At 29.3% G+C, this 22,032-nt stretch carries 16 protein-coding genes and 1 other annotated feature; of the genes, 4 read left to right on the forward strand and 12 right to left on the reverse strand.

Features of this window, described 5'->3' with window-relative positions; translation table 11 throughout:
• Positions 1-145: 145 nt before the first annotated feature.
• From C1715_RS18895 to C1715_RS18905, 3 genes are all read right to left on the reverse strand, one after another.
• The gene (locus C1715_RS18895) at positions 146-2,200 is read right to left on the reverse strand and encodes a sigma 54-interacting transcriptional regulator (RefSeq protein WP_242972018.1); all 2,055 of its coding nucleotides are present in this window, start codon (positions 2,198-2,200) and stop codon (positions 146-148) included.
• Positions 2,201-2,684: 484 nt separating this feature from the next.
• Positions 2,685-4,049, reverse strand: a complete 1,365-nt coding sequence (gene brnQ / locus C1715_RS18900; protein ID WP_102401873.1) for a branched-chain amino acid transport system II carrier protein — start codon at positions 4,047-4,049, stop codon at positions 2,685-2,687.
• A 313-nt stretch (positions 4,050-4,362) separates the two neighbouring features.
• Positions 4,363-4,622: a binding site (T-box leader), on the reverse strand.
• Positions 4,623-4,682: 60 nt separating this feature from the next.
• Positions 4,683-5,480: a hypothetical protein gene (locus C1715_RS18905; protein WP_102401874.1), complete on the reverse strand. Its 798-nt coding sequence runs from the start codon at positions 5,478-5,480 to the stop codon at positions 4,683-4,685.
• A 628-nt stretch (positions 5,481-6,108) separates the two neighbouring features.
• Here C1715_RS18905 and C1715_RS18910 point away from each other — a divergent pair.
• Together C1715_RS18910 and C1715_RS18915 are read left to right on the forward strand one after the other, a co-directional pair.
• Entirely contained in the window at positions 6,109-6,669 is a 561-nt protein-coding gene (locus C1715_RS18910; RefSeq protein WP_102401875.1) for an ArsR/SmtB family transcription factor, read from the forward strand.
• 47 nt (positions 6,670-6,716) lie between these two features.
• Positions 6,717-7,949: an MFS transporter gene (locus C1715_RS18915; protein ID WP_180964151.1), complete on the forward strand. Its 1,233-nt coding sequence runs from the start codon at positions 6,717-6,719 to the stop codon at positions 7,947-7,949.
• A 298-nt stretch (positions 7,950-8,247) separates the two neighbouring features.
• On the opposite strand, the gene C1715_RS18925 is transcribed toward C1715_RS18915, so the two are convergent.
• The 4 genes from C1715_RS18925 to C1715_RS18940 all read right to left on the reverse strand — a co-directional run bounded on the left by C1715_RS18925 (position 8,248) and on the right by C1715_RS18940 (position 11,374).
• Entirely contained in the window at positions 8,248-9,186 is a 939-nt protein-coding gene (locus C1715_RS18925) for a nucleoside hydrolase (RefSeq protein ID WP_102401878.1), read from the reverse strand.
• A 473-nt stretch (positions 9,187-9,659) separates the two neighbouring features.
• Positions 9,660-9,857, reverse strand: a complete 198-nt coding sequence (locus C1715_RS18930) for a cold-shock protein (RefSeq protein WP_102401879.1) — start codon at positions 9,855-9,857, stop codon at positions 9,660-9,662.
• 309 nt (positions 9,858-10,166) lie between these two features.
• Positions 10,167-10,832 carry a PAQR family membrane homeostasis protein TrhA gene (gene trhA, locus C1715_RS18935; protein WP_102401880.1) on the reverse strand — a complete coding sequence of 222 codons (666 nt, stop codon included), beginning with the start codon at positions 10,830-10,832 and terminating at the stop codon, positions 10,167-10,169.
• 281 nt (positions 10,833-11,113) lie between these two features.
• Positions 11,114-11,374: a hypothetical protein gene (locus C1715_RS18940; protein ID WP_102401881.1), complete on the reverse strand. Its 261-nt coding sequence runs from the start codon at positions 11,372-11,374 to the stop codon at positions 11,114-11,116.
• A 355-nt stretch (positions 11,375-11,729) separates the two neighbouring features.
• On the opposite strand from C1715_RS18940, the gene C1715_RS18945 reads away from it, so the two are divergent.
• Complete coding sequence (locus C1715_RS18945) at positions 11,730-12,563, forward strand: SPL family radical SAM protein (protein ID WP_242972019.1); 834 nt, start codon at positions 11,730-11,732, stop codon at positions 12,561-12,563.
• 105 nt (positions 12,564-12,668) lie between these two features.
• Here the strand turns inward: C1715_RS18945 and sstT are convergent, their stop codons facing one another.
• On the reverse strand, positions 12,669-13,901 hold the full coding sequence (gene sstT / locus C1715_RS18950; protein ID WP_102401882.1) for a serine/threonine transporter SstT: 1,233 nt from the start codon (positions 13,899-13,901) through the stop codon (positions 12,669-12,671).
• A 771-nt stretch (positions 13,902-14,672) separates the two neighbouring features.
• On the opposite strand from sstT, the gene C1715_RS18955 reads away from it, so the two are divergent.
• Positions 14,673-15,449: a hypothetical protein gene (locus C1715_RS18955; RefSeq protein WP_146005416.1), complete on the forward strand. Its 777-nt coding sequence runs from the start codon at positions 14,673-14,675 to the stop codon at positions 15,447-15,449.
• Between the two features lie 368 nt (positions 15,450-15,817).
• Here the strand turns inward: C1715_RS18955 and argS are convergent, their stop codons facing one another.
• The 4 genes from argS to C1715_RS18975 all read right to left on the reverse strand — a co-directional run bounded on the left by argS (position 15,818) and on the right by C1715_RS18975 (position 21,680).
• Positions 15,818-17,581, reverse strand: coding sequence for an arginine--tRNA ligase (argS, locus tag C1715_RS18960; protein WP_102401884.1), 1,764 nt, complete (start codon positions 17,579-17,581; stop codon positions 15,818-15,820).
• A gap of 727 nt (positions 17,582-18,308) precedes the next feature.
• Positions 18,309-19,229 (reverse strand): sensor histidine kinase, encoded by a 921-nt coding sequence (locus C1715_RS18965; RefSeq protein ID WP_102401885.1) that lies wholly within the window; start codon positions 19,227-19,229, stop codon positions 18,309-18,311.
• 56 nt (positions 19,230-19,285) lie between these two features.
• Positions 19,286-20,008, reverse strand: coding sequence for an ABC transporter permease (locus C1715_RS18970; protein ID WP_102401886.1), 723 nt, complete (start codon positions 20,006-20,008; stop codon positions 19,286-19,288).
• 283 nt (positions 20,009-20,291) lie between these two features.
• On the reverse strand, positions 20,292-21,680 hold the full coding sequence (locus tag C1715_RS18975; RefSeq protein ID WP_102401887.1) for an RNA-guided endonuclease TnpB family protein: 1,389 nt from the start codon (positions 21,678-21,680) through the stop codon (positions 20,292-20,294).
• Positions 21,681-22,032: the final 352 nt, after the last annotated feature.

Below are 22,032 nucleotides of genomic sequence, written 5' to 3' on the forward strand. Positions count from 1 at the left end.
ACCCCTATTAATCTAATGTAGAGCTTGAACTTTATATGCGAAAGTTGAGTTATATTATTACCTAATTTTCTTTTTTAAGTATCCATATATATTTTTTAGTATCCAACTATCTTTTTTATGCTAAACTTCCTTTATTAGTTCCAAACTACCTTTTTTCAATGCCAAATTTTCTAGCTTTAGCCGCTACGGTTTTATGAGTTAGCCCTAAAGCCTTTCCCGCAGCATTGTAACTACCATATTTTTTTAAGGCCTTTTCTATTATTATCTTTTCATACTCCTCTAAAGGTAATATTTCTTCCTCTTCAATAATCTTTTCTATATAATTATTTTTTATAGGTTTAATTATGCTCTCCACTCCATTGATCTCTCCCCTCATATAAGGTGGAAGATCTGTTATATGGATAATATTATTTTCATTTAGTGTCATTACTCTTTCCACTAGGTTTTCCAATTCCCTTATGTTTCCAGGCCATTTATATTGTAACAAGGCCTCCATAGCTTCATTAGTTACTAAATCTATTTTTTTGTTCACTTTTTTACTGGTCTTACTTATAAAGTGTTCTAATAATGGCGCTATATCTTGTTTTCTTTCTCTTAAAGGTGGCAAAAATATAGGAATTACATTTAACCTATAGTATAAATCCTCTCTAAACTCCTTATTTTTTACCATCTCTTCTAAATTCCTGTGAGTAGCCGCTATTATTCTTACATTTATTTTTATAGTTTCTTCTCCGCCAACTCTTTGAAATTCTTTTTCCTGAATTACTCTTAATATTTTAGCTTGCATATTTTTATCCATTTCACCTATTTCATCTAAAAATATAGTTCCATTTTGAGCTAACTCAAACTTTCCTAACTTTCTTTTTATAGCCCCTGTAAAAGCACCTTTCTCATGACCAAAAAGTTCACTCTCCAATAAATTTTGCGGTATAGCGGCACAGTTTACTCTCACAAAAGGACCCTCACTGTTTGTACTTGCAAAATGTATTCCTTCTGCTATCAACTCTTTTCCTGTGCCACTTTCGCCTCTTATTAATATAGTGGTATTAGTTCGCGCTGCTTTAAAAGCCGTAGCCAAAGCATCTATAATTTTTCCACTATAACCTATGTATTTTGAAAAAGCTGAATCAGGTTTCTTTGTTCTTATAAGTTCTTCTTCTAAATATTCAGCCTTTGCTGATATCTTATTTAACTTTTCTGATAAATTCTGAATTTCTGTTACATTCTTTATTACTGATACTGCCCCTGTTATTTTCCCGTCAATAATTATAGGATTAACATTAGATACTATATTTATCCCATTTTTCTTATAACTTATGGCACCAATAATACTCTTCCCTGTCTTAAGCACCTTACTTCTAGCTCCATTAGGAGAAATTTCTTTAATATTTTTATTTATTAAATTCTCTTCTTTCTCCTTTAAAATTCTAACATAAGCTTTATTTACATAGGTTACATACCCATATTCATTTATAACACAGATTCCATCTTGTACAGCTTCTAATATTAACTGTAATCTTTCTTTTAACTCCCTTACTTCTTTTAATTCATCTTTTACTTTTTCAAGGTTAGAAATGTCTCTAAATACAGATAGAGCTCCTTTAGATTTTTCATCAATTATTATAGGTATTCTATCAATAAGAAGTATCCTACCATTTATTATTTCCCTTACCATTCTTTCAGATCTACCAAATTTATTTATATTATGCAGATTAGATTCTGGTATAACTGTATGTACTTTTTTACCCAGAACTTCCATAGCAGATATTTCTAGTATTTTTTCTGCTTCATTATTAAATATATTGATCAAATCATTTTCATCTGTTACAATAATGCCATTTGGTATATTACTAAATACTTGTTCTAAAGTTATTGTATTATCATTTATTATACTATCCACTTCATTTATTGTTGTTTTATCTTCTAAATTAAAATCACTTTGTAAAACATCACATAAAATATCTAAAGCTTCATTTGGGTTTTCCCCATGAGCTTCTACAGTTATTTTTTCACCTTTTCTTACTTTCAACAAAACTAATGGCATTAAACTGGTAGCAGGTACTTTTTTCTTGTTTTTATATATTATAAAAAATTCCACATTATATTTTTTCTGAAGCTCACTTACCTTATGAACAACCATAGCTAAAACTCTAGCATGCAGCCCTTTACCATGTTTTATAACTACATCTCTATAAAGCACCAATATCTATCACCTCCTAATAAATATAGTTTACACATTATTTGTTTTTTCATGAATTCACCTTAATTAATCATGAACATTTATTTATTCAATTATATACTATACTTACAGAAATATTTAAACTGAAATAACTGGAAATATTGCCTTCTAAATATTGACCAAAGAATTGAAAAATTATTAACCATCACTATTTAGCCTACAATAAAGGCTCAAAACCAAAATATGTTCTTGACACATTAATCTACCAAGAACACACTCTAGTATTGAGCCTTAATTTTATTTTAATTTTATAAAAAAATTTCACACAATCGTAAAAAATACCATACTATCAGATTTTTACACATTCTATAGTATGGTATTAATATGAAATTTGAGTACAACAAAAATGCTTAACCTATTACTTTAACTAATTATAAGAATAGAAACAAACATAAAAAAACGGGAAAATCTGGGATGGGAAATTGCTATTTTTCTCTAACAGTTATTAACTGTCCCCATTTACACCTTCATTTACACCTTTAACGTTAGTTAATTTTAACCTTCCCCATTGCTGCCCAAAACTCATTGCTACTCCCAAAAACATACCAACTACTGCTGGAATAACCCAGCCTAAGCCTTCCGAATAGAGAGGTAGTCTGCTAAATAAATCATTGATCATGCCTAATTTTATGCCTGTTTGTCCTAGTGCATCAACTACACTTACAACCCCAGTAAATAATATGGTTAAACCATAAATTATAGAGTCTCCTTTAAATAAATTGTCTAATATAGCAAGTACTATAAGCATTATTGCTATAGGATAGATGGCCACTAGTACTGGTACTGATATAGCAAGAATTTTTGTAAGTCCCATATTTGCAAGCCCCATGCTAGAAAGAGCTAATATTCTAACCCAATTTTTATATGATATCTTGTTAGTTAATGTAGAAAAATATTGACTACAAGAGGTTATAAGTCCAACACAAGTTGTCAAACAAGCTAAAGTAAATATAACTCCTAATAAAACTGCTCCTGAACTTCCAAAAATATATGTAGTAACATTTGTTAAAGTTTGAGCCCCATTTTTAGTAGCCCCAAATCTTCCGCCGCTAGTAGCTCCTAAATGTGCAAGCATTGAATAAATAACTATTAACAAAGTTCCTGCTATAGCACCAGCCTTTATAGAGTATGACACAACCTGTTTTTCATCCTTAACCCCTCTTGATTTTATAGCTAATGCAATAACTATTCCAAAATTTAAAGCTGCTATTGTATCCATTGTTAAATACCCTTCTAAGAAACCTTTAACAATGGGAGAATCCACATATGCCCCTGTAGCTTCACCATAACCCCCTAGTGGTTTAAAGAAAGATCCCACAAACATAAACAAAATTAGGGATAACAAGGTAGGCGTCAAAACCTTACCCATGCGGTCTACTAGCTTTGCTGGTGATAGTGAAAGCCAATAGGCCACCATAAAAAATACTAATGTAAATAAAAATAATGCTAAAGTTTTTGATATACTTCCTGCTAAATATGGTGCCACCGTCATTTCAAAAGGCAAGCTGCCTGCCCTTGGAATACCTAAACAAGGTCCTATAGATAAATATATTAAAACTGTGAAAACACTAGCAAATACCGGATTAACTCTTTTAGCTAAATTACTAAGTCCTCCAGATTTTGCAACTGCAACTACCCCCAAAATTGGGAATCCAACTGCTGTTATAAAAAAAGTAGCCATTGCCTTCCAAGTTGCAACACCTGCTGATTGCCCTAAAAATGGAGGAAATATTAAATTTCCTGCCCCAAAAAATAATGAAAAAAGCATTAAACCTATTAATAATAAGTCCTTCTTTTGTAAGTCTTTCATGTCAAAATTCCTCCTTAGTTATGTTTCTGTCTTTTTACTAACTGATAATGTTAAATGTAGTATTAAAATTTCTGATTTAGATAATTCATAATCTACACTTTTCTAACTTATAATGTCCTCTTCTATATCCATAAAATCAGCCCCCTAGTATAATAATTTATCGTCTTAAACTACTGCTTGGTGCTATGAGCTCCTATGCTGACTCAAACTGCTGCTTAGCCTTATCAACTGCCATATGAAGCTTTCACAGATTGGCGCACACCCGCACCCATGCTAAATCCTGAGTGCATATAAAAAACCCGTCCCTTGAAAAACAAGGGACGGGAATAATCCGCGTTACCACCCTAATTCTATAAAATAAGCTTATAACAAATAAACTATTTCATAGCACTCAGTTACGTATCCATCAATACGATTCTCTTTTAACGGTAAGAAACTCCGACAAAGCTTACTAAAGTTCAGCTTTGCTTCTCAGAGGTGATTTTCAGCTATATCTTGAACATTGGCTTGCAGCAAAATGCCAACTCTCTGTGGAACAAAATATTACTTACTTCTTCTCTTCATCGAATTTATTTTATTTATTGTTAATATAATATATGCTTATTTGCTATATGTCAATATTTTTTTAATCAATTAATTTACACTTCTAAGTGTTTTTATAACTACTGCTCGATCATTATTAAGTTGCGAAAAAGTTTTAAATTCTGGATTATCATTAAAATTATCACCAGGGAAAGTTACACCTGTAGGCCCACCGATAAGATATTTCTTATCATTTATTACCTTTATTTTATCTATTCCACCTATACTGTCTAAAAATTTTCCATCGTTATAATCATGAATATCAGTAGTTATTATAAATAAAAATCCATCTTCACTATCTAAATTGTGTTTATTTCTCATATAAACCCTCACTTCTGTTCCATTATCTTTTATAAAATATTTATTTGCCCAACTTGCTGGCATATCAAAACAGATTCCTAACTTTTTATTTTTATAAGTAATTGGTTTATTAGATACTTGTTTTTTTTGTATACCTTCTTTTTTAGTAGGATTAACTTTATTATTTTTAATTTTATTTTGTTTCACTAATTGTTTTTTTGCTGGTTTATTTTTATTATTTATATTTTTTTGTGTTACTTTATTATAACTTTTTTTTAATTTATTCTCTTTTATAAAAGTCTTTTCTATTTTAGGTTTTTCTTCAGCTTTAGTTCCACTTTGACTTAATTTTTTATCTTGACTTGAATCTGCTAAACTAATTTTAGGTTGAACTTTTTGTTTTGATGACTTACATTCTGGTTTAGAAATATTAATAGCATATATGACAAATCCACTTGTGAAAACTGTAATTATAACAGCACAAGCTATAATAACTTTTAATTTTTTTATATTTGGTATTTTTATTTTAGAAAATATAGTCCTTTTCATATTACCTCCTAATTCCTTTTTTAAATATTATTTACTTATATGGTACCACTCTATTCCTTTTTCTTCAATATATATCCATTAATTCTAATTAAAATAAGGATTTAAAAAAATATAATCTTGTGCCTAGTTACATATTTTTACTTTGATATAAATTAGAGCATATTTTAATAATATGTAACCATTAGCATTCATAGATTGGAATTAATATACTATTAAGAAAATTAATATTAAAATTTACACATAAATTTTGCAATGAAAAAATCAGCAACCTATGCTTTAGTGTAATTACCAAAAATACACAACAAGGAGACTACTGACTAATTATATTATGTTATTTCAAAAAAGCCCTTCACAAATCTCATTTTCAATTGTATAATAAAAATATATTTATCAATAAAATTTATTTTATCGATAAATATATTTTTATTAATATTAATAGCTAGATACTAAAAATAAGAATTGAAAATAATTATCCCACAAAAATCATTACATTACCTGAGTTATGAAAATTCTCCTCATTGTACCTTTTTGTGGTTTAATCATAAAATAATTTTTTATCATATGTAAATACATATAAATAAACAGTTTAGTAAGCTAACACACTAACTGTTTTAAGGAGGTCTAAATTATGTTAAAAAGCAAACGCTTAACTACCCCACAGGAAGTTAAAACTTTTTCAAATCCTTTTAGGTTTAAAATCATAAATTTATTTACTCAAGGAAAAACTCCACTAACTGTAAAGCAAATGGCGGATAAGCTTGGGCAGGTTCCGTCAAAAGTACATTACCATGTAAAAGCTCTTGAAAAAATAGGTGTGCTTGAAATTGTAGAAACTAAAGATAATTCTGGTATAACAGAAAAATACTATTTACCTACCGCTGAAAATTTTTATGTAGATCAAGTAGTTAAAACCAGCAAAAATAATGTTTATGATGATGGACAAGACGATTTCATAGGGGTAATAACCAAAGAAATAATAAAAAACCTTGATGATTTTAGGGACAACGTTAATCCAAATGAGGATGCAGGAAGACTTGTAAGCAATCTAGAGGGATATCTAACTCCTGCTGAAACAAGAGAATTACATGATATGTGCGTAGATTACATAAAAAGTAGAAAAAGAACAAAAGATTCTAAACCTTTCTTTTGTAGTCTATTAACTATAAAAAAATTTAATAACACTAAATAAAATTTATTACTTGATATTTAATATTAATAAAAATGGGGGCTGTAAATATGAAATCATTATTAAAAAATAGAAGCGCTATGTTATTGACAATTTCAAGAGCTTTTTCTAGGTCTGGAGATGCTCTTGAAACTCTTGCTCTTCTTTATCTTGTTTATGACTTAACCGGTTCTGGACTTGCAATGGGAAGCTTAATGCTTTTTAGCGTTCTTCCTAATGCTATAATAAGCCCTTTTGCTGGAGTAGTTGCAGATAAGTATAATAAAAAGAAAATTATGTTCATTGCTGAAATCACAAGAACTATATGTATATTAATTATTCCTATTTTAATGTACACAAACTCCATTGCACTATGGCATATTTATTTAATTTCCGTAATCGTATCCATAGCTGAAAGTTTCTTTGAACCTACAGTAGGCATAACCTTTGTATTAGTTGTAGGTAAAGAAAATATGCCTTTAGCCAACAGCGTTGGTACTACTTTAAACCATATCATGCGAATTGTTGGCTATAGTTTAAGCGGTATCATTATGACAACCATAGGCAAAGAACCTCTTTTTATCATTGACTCTTTAACCTTTCTCCTATCAGCTATTACTGCTATAATTATTACTATTCCTAATATGGAGAAAACAAAGGATGAAGAAGCAAATAACTTCATACAGGAACTTAAAAGTGGGTTTTCTTATGTAATTAAAAATAACTTAATTGTGGTTATTCTTTTTGTTGTACTTTTAGCTCAATTTTTAAGTACTCCTCTTGAAACTTATATTCCACTTATAATAAACAAAGTTCTAAAAGTTTCAAACACTTGGGCTGGCTACTTTTCCACTGCTACAATTGTAGGCGCATTAATTGGAACCATACTATATCCTGTATTAGTAAAAACCAAAATCAAACTCCAACATGTTTATCTTTTTGGATTATCATTTTTCGCTATAGCTCTAGGATTTAGTACTCTCTTAATTACTCCTTTTTACTTCGCATTTATGTTTTTTATTTGTGGTTTAATTTTATCTCTCATAGGGGTTTGGAGCTTTACAGAAATTCAGTTGCTTGTGGATATAAATTATTTAGGCAGAGTAGGCTCCATAATAACTATGATTTGTTTAATAAGCTCTCCTTTATCTGGAGTAATATTTGGTGCTTTAGCGGACAAAGTATTTATTCCTATTATTTTCAAATACCTTGCCTTAAGCTGCTTAATAATTAGTATTATATCCTATATGTTAACCAAATTTGCTTATAAATCTGCCCCTAAAACCCAGCCAATAGAAGGGTAATCTTGGTGAAAACTTTTTAGGACAGTTAAGAACTTTTCCATTAGTTCTTAACCGTCCTAAATTTGCTTTACCTATCTTTATCATCTATGTTTTTTATTTTTTATGTTTTTCACTTCTTACTTCTTACTTTTTACTTCTTACTTCTTACTTTTTACCTTTTACTTCTTACTTCTTACTTTTTACCTTTTACCTTTTACCTTTTACTTCTTACTTCTTACTTCTTACTTCTTACTTCTTACTTTTTATTTTTTATGCTTGTTTATGACTTCTTAAATATCAGTTATACCTAATTATCTTCTTACATAAACTCTGGGAAAACCTTGTTAAAGAACATATCAAAAAATTTATCTGCATGAACTTCAGTTAAAACATGACAATTAGGTTTTCTTTTATAAAAATTCTTTTCATCCACAATGGTTTGTCCAATAGCTATGCCCTCTGTAACCACCTGAGCATAGGAATGTATTCCCTCAGCCAATGTTTTATCTACGAAATATGCTAAAGCCAATGCATCGTGAACTAAACATCCAATAATCTTTTCCTGCTCCCAGTAAAAATCCAAATAAAATCTTGAAGCATCAAATAAAAACTTTGAAACAGGAGTATTAAAATGTCTAAAAAGTTCCATATGCTCAGGCTTTAACACCACTTTAGAAGTAACATCCAATCCCACCATGGTAAAAGGTGCTTTGATATTTTCCAAAACATACTGTACTGCATGGGGATCTACCCAATAATTAAATTCTCCCACAGGTGAACAGTTCCCAGGAACTCTAAATGCTCCACCCATGGATACAATTTCTTTAACCTTATTGAAAGTTTCCATATCCCTTTCCATAGCAGTGGCCAAATTAGTTAATGGAGCTAAGGAAACTATGCTCACGTCCTTATGGTTTCTTAAGGTTTTCAATATAAAATCTGCTGCATTGTCATGAATTAGGCGTTCATCTACATCCTCTAAAAATGCATTACCTAGACCATCTTTTCCGTGAACCTCACTAGCAGTAACAAGCTTTCTCTTTAAAGGCCCTTCAGCCCCAATATAAACTGGAATATCTAATCTACCCATTAGCTTTAATATTTTTAAAGCATTTTGGGCAGCAGTAATGGCCTGAATATTTCCTCCAAGAGTTGTAATTCCAAGGATATCAAGTTCCTCACATTTTAGTGCCAGAACAAGTGCAAATCCATCATCTATACCTGGATCGCAATCAATTATAATTTTCTTTTTTATCATCTGTATTACCTCATTTCTTTATGTTCTATACATTATTTATTTCAGCTTTATATATCTTATAATAATACCTATGATTATCCCACAAAAGCATTATATTACCTGAATTATGAAATTTCTCTGGAATGACTTGCATAAGAAGCAAAGGAACTGTTTAAATTTAATTTTAGAAATTCTTCTTTTAGACAGATAAAATTATCGTAAGCCTTAAAAGGACGCCAGGCTAGCGAACCTGAGGCAGGACGCTGAATGTGAGCGTTAGATAATTTTATATGGCTAAAAGATTAGAATTTCTTAAATTAAATTTATTGTTCCGAACTCTTATGCAAGTTATGGAGGAGAAATTTCATAATTCCATTACATTGTACCTTATTGTGGGTTAATCATACCTATATGTTTTACTTATTTCCTATTATACTCTAAAAAACCCCTTAAATAGTCACCTATTTAAGGGGTTAAAATATTCACTAATCAAATTATAGTATAGTAATATTTTCTGCTTGTGGTCCTTTTTGTCCTTGAACTACGTCATAAGAAACCTTTTGACCTTCTTCAAGAGTTTTGAAACCATCTGTATTTATTTGAGAAAAATGTGCGAAAACATCTTTTCCATCTTCTCCTGTAATAAATCCAAATCCTTTTTCTGAATTAAACCATTTAACTGTACCAGTCATATAACGTGTACCTCCGAAATTTTATTTTCCTTAAACTTTTTGTAATAATGCACCAATAAAATTTCGATTAATAAATCATTTATTTTATAATACTAATTGAAATATATCTGTGTTATATTATTTACTATTCATTTAAGCAATAGATTGATTATACCATACTTTATTATATAAAGCAATACGTTTTTTACAATTATTTTATTTTAAGTCAACAATACCCGTACAAGATTCAAATAGCCCTTGTAAAATCTCTCTTTACTTACACTAAAGTAAGGTTTTCTTCATTAAATCAATGTTCCTCTTAATCTTATTCTATTTAAAAGGCAAAAGAAACAGCACTGAGAAAAAATGACACATACTTCCTCCAAGTACAAAAACATGCCAAATAGGATGCGCATAACGTAGATTGTCCTTAGAATAAAAATATGCACCTACAGTATAAGTAACTCCACCAGCTACAAGCATAACTAAACTTATAGTTGATATTGAAAAATACAGTTTCTTTAGTGAAATAACTATGAACCAGCCCATAGCTATATAGATTATGGTTGAAATTTTGCCAAGCCTTCCATCCTCAAGTTCTTCATGTTTTCCTAAAACAATTGCTTTAAAAACTATGCCTAAAATTGCAAGTCCCCACTGGATTCCAAATATGGTCCATCCTAAAGGTCCTCTTAAAACAGTTAAAGTATAAGGAGTATATGTTCCTGCAATTAGTACAAAGATAGACGAATGATCAAAAACTCTCAACACTTTCTTTGCTTTTTTAGACTGTATACTGTGATACAAAGTTGAAAATAAATATAAAAGCACAAGGCTAGAACCAAATATTGTGAAAGACACCACATACCAAGCATCCCCATATATAGCGGAAAAAACAATGAGAATTACAAGGGCTGCAATAGCTATAAGTGTCCCCACTCCATGTATTACTGCATTTGCAATCTCCTCACCCTTAGTATAATATTTATTTACCATAAATACTCCTCCATTAATAAAAGCACCTCAAGGATGCATTTTTCAAAATTTTAATTCTTCACAAGCAAAATATATCTTCTTTTATTCATTATCTGTTCATTTGTCATCCATAAATTATTTGTATATATCTAATATTATTATACACCACGGCTCCTAAGGGTGTAAAATTTATCTGCTTATTATATAGAATTACCGTTCACCATTTAATTTGTAAAAAGGTATAAACCCATATGTGTTTCATGACTAAAATATAAGCCACGTATTAGCTAATTCTCAATACATTAACGCCTATTGGCCAATTCTTCTCTATTATAAATTTTAGATTTTATAACTATTTCTTTCATAATGTTGTAAAAGCATTTATTTTTATCCCCTTTTACATCTTCATAAAGTTTTAAAAATTCATCACAGTAATCTCTATCTTTATCTATGTTATTAACCATTTGCAACTGAATTTTATTTACTTGTTCAAACTTTCTCTTTCTTAATGCATTAGAAATATTTAATATATCGGTTTTTATTTTCACTTCATTTTTAAACATATTTTTTCTCCTTATATAAACTTTTTTACTAAATTATAACATAAAACTAACCTAGTTGTAACATTGTATTTCAAAATTCTCATTATATATTACATATATTACCTATATTGCATATCGCATAAGCTAAATAAATAGTTTATAATATACATAATATTTAAAAAAATATATACTCTGATTAACCCACAATAAGGTACAATGTGGTGGAATTATGAAATTTCATAATTCAAGTAATATAATGCTTTTTGTGGGTTAATCATACTCTTTAATAATATATATTTTTTGATATAAATGGTAATTATTATTGGAGGTGAGGATCATAATTAAAGAAATTAAAGCCAAAACCATATTGGGTACTATGAAATCTCCAGATTCTTGGTTCGGAGTAAAATATAATATGAATTTATATAAAGGTTGTGAACACAGATGCATATACTGTGACTCCCGAAGTGAATGTTACCAAATAGAAAATTTTGATGACGTGCTAGTAAAAATAAACGCTGAAGAAATACTAAATAAAGAGCTTAAAGGTAAAAAAGTCAAAGGTATAGTTGGCACTGGTTCTATGAGCGATCCCTATACTCCAGCGGAAGCAAAATACGGATTAACAAGAAAAGCTTTATCTTTAATAGCATTTTATAATTTCTCCGTGCATATTGTAACTAAAAGTAATTTAGTATTAAGGGATTTAGATATATTAAAACTAATTAACAGAAACTATGCCAATGTAGCCTTTACCATTACCACTACAGATGATGCTTTAGCAAAAAAAATCGAGCCTCTAGCTCCATATCCTTCCGAAAGATTTGAAGCTATGAAAGAGCTTTCTAGGGCTGGAATACGCACAGGCGTTACAATGATGCCTATTCTTCCCTTTATTGAAGATAATAAAGAAAATATTGAAAGCATCATAAAAAATACCACCAAATATGGTGGTAAATATATAGTCCCTTGGTTTGGAATGACTCTAAGAGACAGGCAACGCAGCTACTATTACTCAAAACTAAATGCTCTATTTCCTGATTTAAAAGCTAAGTATGAAAATATTTATGGAAATAAATACATGTGCAATGTTCCCAATAATAAATCTCTATATAATTTTTTTAAAGAAAAATGTGCACAATACGGTCTGGGTAGCCAGATGAAAGATGCCTATTACCATGAAAAAATTGAGCAATTGAAGCTATTTTAGTAATAATGTCTTAGAAACAAACGTTTCCGTGAAGTTCTTGGTCTATCGTGAAGTTTTTATTAAATTTATTTACCAAATGGTTATTTATCTATAAATTATCTATAATTATTTCTTTATAATTATTTCTTTTCCCTTTTTACGCCATTTTGCAAATTCAGCTGTAGCTGTAAAAAGTACATCTGTGGATGAGTTAAGTGCTGTTTCGAAAGAATCCTGCAGTACACCTACTATAAATCCCACGCCTACTACCTTCATAGCAATATCGTTTGGAATACCGAACAAGCTACATGCTAAAGGAATAAGTAATAATGAACCACCAGCTACTCCAGAAGCCCCACAAGCAGATACAGCTGACAATACACTCAAGATTACCGCTGTAGCAAAATCCACTTTAATACCAAGAGTATTAACTGCTGCCAGTGTCAACACAGAAATTGTAACAGCTGCACCAGCCATATTAATAGTAGCACCTAAAGGAATTGATACTGAATAAGTATCACTATCCAAACCCAATTTTTTACACAAACTCATGTTTACGGGAATGTTTGCAGCAGAGCTACGTGTAAAGAATGCTGTAATACCACTCTCCTTTAAACACTTAAATACAAGGGGATATGGATTTTTACGAATATTTAGAAATACAATAATTGGATTCACAACAAGAGCAATAAAAATCATACAACCAATTAAAACAGCAAGTAACTGTCCATAACCAAATAACGCCTGTATACCACTAGTAGTAATAGAATCAAATACTAAACCCATAATTCCTAGCGGAGCAAAATTAATAACCCATCTTACCATTTGAGATACTGCATCTGAAAAATTATTAATCATAGTTTTTGTAGATTCAGGTGCACCTCTTAAAGCAAATCCAAGAAGTGTTGCCCAAGATAATATACCAATATAATTTGCATTATAAATTGCTTTTACTGGATTATCAACAACATTTAAAAGCAGTGCTTTTAGAACCTCTACCACTCCTCCAGGCGGCGTCACATTTTGGGCTCCTCCTGCAAGTTCTATACTTACCGGGAATACAAAACTTGCAATAACAGCAACAAGTCCAGCTAAAAATGTTCCCAAAAGATAGAGGAATATAATAGATTTCATATTAGTTTCATGACCACTTTTATGTTGAGATATGGCAGCCATAACCAAGAAGAATACTAGCACAGGCGCAATAGCTTTTAAAGCCCCTACAAACAAAGAACCAAAAATCGCCACTGGCTTTGCTACATTAGGAACTGTTATAGCTAATATAATACCCACTATCAAACCTATAATAATTCTTTTTACTAAACTTAAATTATTCCATTTGTTAATTAAATTTTTCATAACCTTTTCATCCCCTTCTTAAATATATTTTAAACATTTTGCAAGTATAAATGAAATGTGAATATTTTATTTATGCAATAATATTATAGGTAGTCAGTACATTTCACTGCTCAATAACGCACATTATTGAAATTCAAATACGCATTGCATCCTTTTAAATATAATGCTTGTAAAAATATTTTCACTTTATATTCATTAAAAATTATGAGGTATTGATATTGTATCAAATATTCTGAATTTAGAAAAGAGAAATATATTGGAAATTCATATCTATACATTAACACACTATTACTTGTTCCCTCTAACAGCACATATTATGTATTTTTTAATGTAACAAATATTCGAACATAATACATATAAAAGTTAACAGGAAAATACTTTATTACTAAATTTTTCGAACTTTAAATAAGAAATTTATAATTTATATATAGTTTTCTTATGAATACATTGTATCCATACGCTTGACTCTGTAGAAAAATATTGTGAATAATTTAATTATAAAAATTCAAAATAGTAACATAATACTTTTAATATTATTCTTAACTGTATTCGTCATATCACTGATAACACTAATTTATATTATATTTCCAACCCTTTTTATCAATACATTTTTTACTAAAATATGAAATTATAAATTATATTTCCAACATTTGTTTTGTAAAGTTGATAAAAAAATATCACTATGTTATACTTGTTTTGGGTCAATTGTAAATATTTAATATTAAGGGGGAATTTTAAATGAAAAGTAAATTTGTATCATTATTGGTTTGCATGACCACTTCTTTATCTCTTGTATCAATGCCAAAGGTACAAGCTCAAGCCGTTGAATGTCAAAACATTAAGCAAGTTCAATGTTCTAGCACATCAACACAAAAAACTCAAGACAACAAAACGTACATTAAAAAAATTGAACAATCTCCATCTGTATTTTTAGGAGATAAGGAAATTAAAAATGCACCTAAGTATGTTAATGGTATACTTTCGCCTAAAATGTCGAAAAATTCCGACAACATAATGGATTTCTTTGAAATTAATAAAGATATATTTAGAATATCCGATCCAAAGAACCAGCTTGAACTCCTAAGGGATTCTGGTAATGTTTTTAGATTTTCGCAGGTAGTTAACGGCATTACTACTGATAACACTTATATTGTTATTTTTAATGACAACAACCAAATAGAAACTGTTCATGGAGTATTCGATAATAGTCTTTACGAAGCAAATTCTGAAGCAAATGTAACACCTATAATTACAAAAGGACAAGCTTTCCAAATAGCAAAAGCACATGAAATATCAAATATTCATAACGACCCTAGATTACCAGCTGGATCAAAAGAGAATCTTATAAAGACTTTAATTGGACTAGAATGCCCAGACTATAATAAGATTAAAACATATATCTGCAAATATACAGGATATGATGAATTCAAAAAAGGAAAATACTTCAAGACTTATAAGATTGAAAATATGGGACTAGCGGATGTATATGTTTCTGTTACAACAGGTGAGATTATATCAAATAGATCCTTAATAATGTATAACAACTAATTTTATATCTAAAAATATATAATTTTGATTAACCCACAAAAAGGTACAATGCGATGGAATTATGAAATTTCTCCTCCATGCCTTTCATAAGAGCTAGGAACAATAAGTTTAATTTGAGAAATTTCATAATTCAGGTAATGTAATGCTTATTGTGGGTTAATCATAATTTTATTAAGTTACCTTTAATATCATACACTTTCTTCGAGACATTTAAGATAGAATAGCTAAATAGTATACTTATTTGTAATCTATTTAGAGACATACTTATATTTAGGGACAGTTAAACTTAAATAGCTAGATAATATGCAAATTACCAGCTAAAAGTTGTTAACTGTCCCCTATTTTCTCTTTTTTTATTTTCCTTTAACCTACATTTTTTCTGGAGCTTCCATTCCAAGAAGATCAAGTCCTGTCTCTAAAACATCCTTAGTAAGTAGTAAAAGCTTTATCCATGACATCTTTTTATCTATATTTTCTTCTGAAATAATTTTATTATCATTGTAAAACTTATTAAACAGATTAGCTGTGTCATAAATATATTCACAAATTCTGTTTGGGGCCTTATATGCAAAGGACTGCTCAACTGTATCATTGAAGGATGAAAGCTTTAACATTAAATCTCTTTCTACTCCACTATATGGCCTAATAAATTTAGCTCCGTATTTACACATTTCATCAGCACTTTTATTTAAAATAGATTTAATTCTTACTACTGTATATAGTATATATGGTCCGGTATTTCCTTCAAAGGATGAAAATCTATCTAGATCAAATACATAATCCTTTGTAATTTGATTTGACAAGTCCCCATATTTCAAGGCCGCTAACCCAACCTTTCTTGAAATTTCCTCCATTTCAGCTTCGCCAATGGATTTGGTCTCTTTTAATTTTCCCTTTACATTACCTTTTATCATTTTTATTAAATCCTGGAGCCTCATTACCCCGCCCTCTCTTGTCTTGAAAGGCTTGCCATCCTTACCATTCATAGTACCAAAACCTATAAAGTCAAGTTTTAGCTTTTCACTTGCAATTTTGGTTTTTTCTGCACATCTAAAAACCTGTTCAAAATGTAAGCCTTGTCTTTTATCAACAACATAAATTATTTGATCCGGATCATATTCCTTAATCCTCTCCCATATAGTAGCCAAATCTGTAGTGCTATAAAGGGTTGCTCCATCAGATTTAAGGAGTATAAATGGAGGTATTGTATAAGTGTCACCTTCCTTAGCAACATCAATGACTAGGGCTCCCTGGCTCTCATAGGGATAGTTATTTTCTTTAAGGTAATTTATCATTTCTCCTATATATTTCTGACTATCACTTTCTCCCTTCCACAGGTCAAACTCAACATTTAGCTCTCCATAATTCTTTTTAAGGTCTGCAACAGAAACATTTAGTATATGTTTCCAAAGAGCAACATAACCAGCTCTTCCATTTTGCAGTTCATAGGTTGCCTTCCTAGCTTCTTCCATAGCCTCTTCATCACTTTTAGCTAACTTGCTTGCTGCTGGATATATTTCCTCCAGTTCATCTATAGTAAAAGGAGCCTCCTTTGGATAATCTCCTTTAAAGCTTTCATCAAAATATGGCAAATCAGGCTTACGTCTTTGAACCTCAGAAATTACCATACCTATCTGCAATCCCCAGTCCCCTAGATGTACATCTCCTATGACATTATGCCCTAGGAACCTAGAAATTCTCTTTATACTCTCACCAATTATTGCTGCACGAAGATGCCCTACATGAAGGGGTTTTGCAACATTTGCTCCGCCATAATCAACAATTATAGTTAAAGGCTTTGTGGCCTCCGTACATCCAAGTTTTTTATCATTATGCATATTATTTAAATAGTCTATTATGAAACTGTCTTTTAGTACAATATTTATAAAACCAGGCATGACAGCAGTAACAGCTTCAAACTCCTCATTATTCTTTAATTTCTCTACAATTTCATTTGCAATGTTAATAGGCGGTTTCCTATATTTTTTTGCCGCTACCAAAGCTCCATTGCATTGAAATTGACAGAGATCAGGACGATTTGATACATTAACCCTGCCATATTCTCTATCATATCCGCATTTTTCGAATTCTTCTTGAACCAGATTACTTAATTTCTTGATTAAATGTTCCATTTTCTCACCTTCCAATAATTTTTAATACTTTTTTAATCTTTAAACATACATTCAAACACACAAAGACTTTTTAATAATTTTGTTTTTGCATGTTTAAACACACAAAGTTTTTTTAATACTTTTTTCATAGTTACTTTTTACTATTTAGTTTTAAATAACTCATTAGCTTTCTAAAATTTAAAAGCATATGATTATACTACAAAAGTATTACATTACTTGAATTATGAAATTTCTCTAGATTACTCCAATAAAAAAACCCATCTCTTTACTTAGAGACGGGTGTAATTCCGCGGTACCACTCAAATTGACTAAAACATAGTCCACTCAAAACTTTAACGCAGCTTGCGACTTACCCTCACAAATTCACCTATACTAAAACCATGCTCTAAAGCCGTGCTGTACTTCAAAGTCATACTGTACTTTAAAGGCGCGCTATACTTTATAAGCCCACTTGTTCATTGCTACATTGCTAGGCTCATTTGCTCATAGCTACTTTGCTAGGCTTATATAATCCGGCTACTTTACTGGGTTTATTTACTCATAGCTAGGTCTGCTCAGGCAGTTCCTCCCAGGTCCTTTTCACCACAATCTTTCTTGCAGAACTTCCACTCTGTTCCTGCTCGCTGTAAGAAATCTTCATGGCTACTTTCCTCTTCTTAGGATTTTTGGATATTCATTTGTTACCATATTATAGCCTAATACAACATAGTTGTAAATATAAAACTTCTTAACCGTCCCCATTTTCCTTATTTATCCCCCATTCACATACTATTGTAATCTTATTATTTTCAAAATTAGATCTTATAGAGCCATTCATCTTTTCCATTAAACTCTTTGCTATGGATAACCCAAGCCCTGTGCCTTGTCCTTTTCTAACTTTATCAGCCCTATAAAATCTATCAAACATATAGATAACATCTTTCTCATCTATATATGTACATATATTCGAAATAGACAAAGTAACTGTGCCTCTAAATTCTTCTACGTTTATTTCAACATACTTTTGGGAATATTTTAATGTGTTAGAAAGCAAATTATCTATTATTCTCTCCAAACTATTTTTATCTCCATTTATGAAAATAGATTCCTTTGGGATATTTATAATAGGTTCTATTCCCTTTGTTTCAAAGGCTTCATAAAAAGATAAAATCTCATCCCGTATTATATTAGTTAAATTTAATTTTGTAATTTTTAATTTATAATCATTACTTTCTATAAAAGCTAATTCAAAAAAATCGTTTATAAGAACATTTAATTTATCTGTTTTATTTTTTATTACCCCTAAAGCCTCTTCTTTATTTATCTCATCATTTTGAAGGAGTTTTAAATACCCAATTATTGATGTTAATGGAGTTCTTAAATCATGAGACATATTAGCTATACCTTGCTGTAATGTGTTTTCAAACTGAACTTTTTCCTGTTCACTTTTTCTATAAAGTTCTAAAAACTCATTAGTTTCATAGGCTAAATTTTCTATATCTTTATCATATATTTCAGTAGTAATTTTTTTACCTGTTTTCTTCTCTCTAAATTCTCTGATTTGCCTAGCAATATCCCTTATTTGTTTTTGATTTAATAATAATTTAATTAAAACTGTTATGAAACTTACTAAAAGCAAACTAAAAATTAAAATAACAATTATGTACATAATATTCATCCTTAAAAAGAAAATTATATTTTATGCATGTTTTCATACTATTTCAATCACTTTATATCTAATTTACTTAAATATTTTCTCAAAACCATAGTAATCACAAAAATTGTTACTAATGCTGAAACTACAGAGATTATAATTGCATTTTTAGGTGCAAATGGTGCTATGCCTATGGTAGCAGCTCTATATGGAAGAAAAGCAAATATATGCTCATTATTTAAAAGCATAGGAATAAACATCACAACCGGTGAAGCTAAGGTTACTATAATACTTTTTGATATAACAGAAACAGCTGCTATTATTAATGTAGTGGCAATGCTACAAAGTAATTCAATAAATATTATTCTAATTAAATATAAACCTAAATTAATTTCACCAAAATCATTAAAACCATAAACAGCAGAAAAAATTATTCCCATAATAACCACTGTAACTAATTCCATAAACAAAGAGTAAATTATATAAACTATTATTTTACTTAATATAACTTTACTTCTACTATATCCATAGGTAAAAGTCATATTTATAGTATTATGTTCAAAATCACTGGCTACAAAAACCCCAGCAAATGCAGCATATAAAAAATTAATTAAAATTTGAAATTGTAAAAAGAATACTACAGCATTTATCCCTGAAACAGTCCTATGTGCATTGGCTTCTTTTATAATAATATATGAAATTGAAACTCCAAGCAAAGCCCACAGAAACATTATTCCAACAAAGTATTTACTTCTTTTTATTTTATAAAATTCTCCTCTAATTAAATTAATCATTATCCCTACCTGGTTCTAAAAACATGTACAAATGTACTCATATTAGATAATTCGCACTTATCACACCTTATGGTGGCTTAAAGTCTTGGATGTACCAGTTCGTAAAATCTTTTAAATATTTCAATTTAAAATCATTTACTATCCTACAACCGTATTTTAAAATTTTACAATGAAAGAATTATTTAACCCTCATTTCTGATAAAATGCATGCTCTATTTTCATAGGGTACATACATTTGTGATTAAATATTCCTTTATATTTATATCATTTACATCAATTTAAATTAACTAACTCCATTTTCTAAAATCTCTTTAACTTTTTTATAATTTGTATACAACGTAATTTCTTTATCATATTTTCTTTTTAATATATTTTTACTTGCATTAGTATCAGAATGAATTTCACCACATTTAGGACAAGTAAACACATCACCATATCTTTTACCAAAACTTCCACATACATTACAAACTTTGCTTGTATAAGCTGGATTAATATAAATATATTTAATCCTATTGTAATTACACTTATATTCTAGCCTTTCTCTTATATATCCCTTTATCCACCTTGATAATTTACGTTTTACTGATTTAGGATACCTATCATTCCAATTAACAAAATCTAGATTTTCCATAACTATTTCAGTAGGTTTTTCTATATTTATTAACTGATTTAGTGAATAATTTATATAGGCTTTAACAGTTTGGTCATGCTTCTTTTTATTGTGATTATATTTTACTTTACCTAAGTTATTTTCTTTTATGGTATTGGCTTTCTTAATATTGTCTTGTTCTAAATATTGACTATATAAAGCCCAAAATCTATTTCTATTTTCATTAACTTTACTTAATCTTTCAGTTTCCTTATTAAGATAATTATTAATATTTTCACCATAAAATTCATCGCTTGATACTGCAAACAAATATCTATAACCTTTATCTATTCCTATGATATTTTCTTTATTGTGATTTACCTTTGTTTTAATTTTTAAAGGACAGTCAATTTCTATTTTATTATCTATTCTTTTAACTGTCAGGGTTCTATCATATTGATTGTTATCAGTTAATTTAATAGATAATCTTTTGCCTTTCTTAGTAGATGTAATATTTATACATCCATCTTTATACCTATATAAACCTGTATCAATAGAAAATGCTCTTCCGGTTTTAGAATATGGTATCTTTTCTTTATATCTTCTTGTATATCTTTTAATAAGACTATTAAGATATTTATAATTTAAGTTTTTATGTCTAAATATTTTAGGAATCTCAAAAGATTTATTCGTTAATACTTTATAATAATAATCATTGAATTTAAGAATATAATTAATATAATGCCTATCTTCATTTGATAAATTATTATTTGCTTTACATTGTTCTTTAACTCTATTCTTGATATTAGTCCACTCAGTTTTAATATTTCCAAAAGCTTCACTTAAAGCTAATTTCCAATATCTCGCAGGTAATTTCCATTGTTCTGCAAATTCTGTTTTTACCCACCCATCTCTTATTTGTCTATCTTTTTTTAATAATGGGATACTATTAATTCCGCTATATCTTGAATATACATAATTCTTTACATTTCTATAGTTGTTTCCTATAAATGATAATTCTTTTATTATGTTATCATCTAATTCATGAGAATATTGTTTTACTGTTTTAATCATAGTACCCATTATTATTCACCTCGCTTGTATACTATACTTTTATATTATATAGTATACCCATCCTAGCCCTTTCATTTGCAACATTATAAAAATAATGCACTTATTTTATAAGGTGATTTTTTTAAATTAAGGTTACTACTCCAAAAGAAATTAATGAACAATTGAAAATTAAAGTTTAATAAAGAACAACATTTTGTAAATAATTACGTTTATACTTTAATTGTTAAAGATTTAGAAAATAAATAAATTGATTATCCCACAAAAACATTACATTACTTGAATTATGAAATTTCTATGGAATGACTTTCATAAGAAGCGAAAGAACTGTTTAAATTTAATTTTAGAAATTCTTCTTTTAGAC

The sequence above is a fragment of the Haloimpatiens massiliensis genome, from assembly GCF_900184255.1.
GTDB lineage: Bacteria > Bacillota > Clostridia > Clostridiales > Clostridiaceae > Haloimpatiens > Haloimpatiens massiliensis.

What these genes read in the sequence shown, in the direction of transcription:
- brnQ (WP_102401873.1), bottom strand. Translation starts at nt 4,049, where the DNA reads ATGAAAGACTTACAAAAGAAGGACTTATTATTAATAGGTTTAATGCTT.
- C1715_RS18905 (WP_102401874.1), bottom strand. Translation starts at nt 5,480, where the DNA reads ATGAAAAGGACTATATTTTCTAAAATAAAAATACCAAATATAAAAAAA.
- C1715_RS18910 (WP_102401875.1), top strand. Translation starts at nt 6,109, where the DNA reads ATGTTAAAAAGCAAACGCTTAACTACCCCACAGGAAGTTAAAACTTTT.
- C1715_RS18915 (WP_180964151.1), top strand. Translation starts at nt 6,717, where the DNA reads ATGAAATCATTATTAAAAAATAGAAGCGCTATGTTATTGACAATTTCA.
- C1715_RS18925 (WP_102401878.1), bottom strand. Translation starts at nt 9,186, where the DNA reads ATGATAAAAAAGAAAATTATAATTGATTGCGATCCAGGTATAGATGAT.
- C1715_RS18930 (WP_102401879.1), bottom strand. Translation starts at nt 9,857, where the DNA reads ATGACTGGTACAGTTAAATGGTTTAATTCAGAAAAAGGATTTGGATTT.
- trhA (WP_102401880.1), bottom strand. Translation starts at nt 10,832, where the DNA reads ATGGTAAATAAATATTATACTAAGGGTGAGGAGATTGCAAATGCAGTA.
- C1715_RS18940 (WP_102401881.1), bottom strand. Translation starts at nt 11,374, where the DNA reads ATGTTTAAAAATGAAGTGAAAATAAAAACCGATATATTAAATATTTCT.
- C1715_RS18945 (WP_242972019.1), top strand. Translation starts at nt 11,730, where the DNA reads ATGAAATCTCCAGATTCTTGGTTCGGAGTAAAATATAATATGAATTTA.
- sstT (WP_102401882.1), bottom strand. Translation starts at nt 13,901, where the DNA reads ATGAAAAATTTAATTAACAAATGGAATAATTTAAGTTTAGTAAAAAGA.
- C1715_RS18955 (WP_146005416.1), top strand. Translation starts at nt 14,673, where the DNA reads ATGACCACTTCTTTATCTCTTGTATCAATGCCAAAGGTACAAGCTCAA.
- argS (WP_102401884.1), bottom strand. Translation starts at nt 17,581, where the DNA reads ATGGAACATTTAATCAAGAAATTAAGTAATCTGGTTCAAGAAGAATTC.
- C1715_RS18965 (WP_102401885.1), bottom strand. Translation starts at nt 19,229, where the DNA reads ATGTACATAATTGTTATTTTAATTTTTAGTTTGCTTTTAGTAAGTTTC.
- C1715_RS18970 (WP_102401886.1), bottom strand. Translation starts at nt 20,008, where the DNA reads ATGATTAATTTAATTAGAGGAGAATTTTATAAAATAAAAAGAAGTAAA.
- C1715_RS18975 (WP_102401887.1), bottom strand. Translation starts at nt 21,680, where the DNA reads ATGGGTACTATGATTAAAACAGTAAAACAATATTCTCATGAATTAGAT.